The following is a 1,154-nucleotide window of genomic DNA, read 5'->3' as shown; positions in this document are numbered from 1 at the left end:
TAAATAAGCTTTCATAATAACGATACACTCATTTTTCTCACTCCCGGCTGTTGCCCTGATGAAAAGGCGGTCATAAATTCTTCAACGCACACTAAGAGTTGCCACATATACTGACAGCAATGATTCCGTGTGACGGTTTCATGCAAAGACTGCCACAAGCGTTCAATCTTATTTAGCCATGGCGAATAGACCGGTAAAAATAACAGGTTAAATTGAGGATTTTGTTTTAGCCATTCCCTGACTTTCTGGCTTTTGTGAATACCATAATTATCTAAAATTAACGTGATACTTTTGGCTTGGCGATACTGACGATTAATTTTATCTAACATATTGATAAATAGATCAGAGTTTTTCTTTATACCACAGACATAGGTCACTTGACCTGTTCGTACCTCAAGGCAGCCTGCAAGGTAGTGCTTTTGATTTTTCCCCGGTGTCATCACGCGTTTTTGTTGTCCTTTTAGACACCAGTCTGCCCCGATTTTAGGATTCAGATCGATATCAACTTCATCTTCATAAAAAACAGGATGTTGCTCTGATACGTTGGCTAAGGCTTCGGTGATTTTTGCCATTTTTTCGTCATATTCAGGATCACACTTTTTGACGGTAGGAACCGCTCTTCGCCAGACAATACCCACCTGACAAAAGTAACGATACAGGGTACTTTTTGACAGTAATAAACCTAATAATTCATTGATTATCTGAGTGATAAGTTCAATACTCCAACGTGAACGCAAACAGCCAAAATCTTGCGGGGAGTGTGATAATAAGAATGACAGCAAGCTAAAAATCGGGGCTAAATTCCATCGGGCAGGCCTTCCTCTTGGTAAGCTTTTTAACCCTTCCAGCCCATATAATGTTAACCAATTTATCCAACGATGGACGGAAGAACGTGAGCAATGAAGGGTTCTGGCGATATGAGAAACGGTCTGACCTTCATGTAACATTAAGAGTGCCATGAGTCGGCGGGCATAATCTTTATCCCGGGTTTTATGAATAAATTTTTTCATCTGACGTCGTTCACTTCGGGGAATTGGTGCTATGATTCGCATCACTCAGTCCATTTTGGGATTTTTTTGATTTGGCGATTAATCAGATCGCAAAAATTGGACTGAGTTCCCTCCAAGTGATCTACTATTTTGAAAGCTTATTTA

1 protein-coding gene is annotated in these 1,154 nt (G+C 40.0%); it reads right to left on the bottom strand.

All coding sequences use genetic code 11. The features are described 5' to 3' along the window. Window positions 1-11: 11 nt before the first annotated feature. Entirely contained in the window at window positions 12-1,052 is a 1,041-nt protein-coding gene (locus Xind_RS19570; protein ID WP_187650945.1) for an IS630 family transposase, read from the bottom strand. Window positions 1,053-1,154: the final 102 nt, after the last annotated feature.

The sequence above is a fragment of the Xenorhabdus indica genome, from assembly GCF_014467235.1.
Classification (GTDB): domain Bacteria; phylum Pseudomonadota; class Gammaproteobacteria; order Enterobacterales; family Enterobacteriaceae; genus Xenorhabdus; species Xenorhabdus indica.
This window is presented reverse-complemented; position numbering and strand designations above follow the sequence as displayed.

Coding starts and splice junctions, on each gene's coding strand:
- Xind_RS19570 (WP_187650945.1), bottom strand. CDS start 1,052: ATGCGAATCATAGCACCAATTCCCCGAAGTGAACGACGTCAGATGAAA.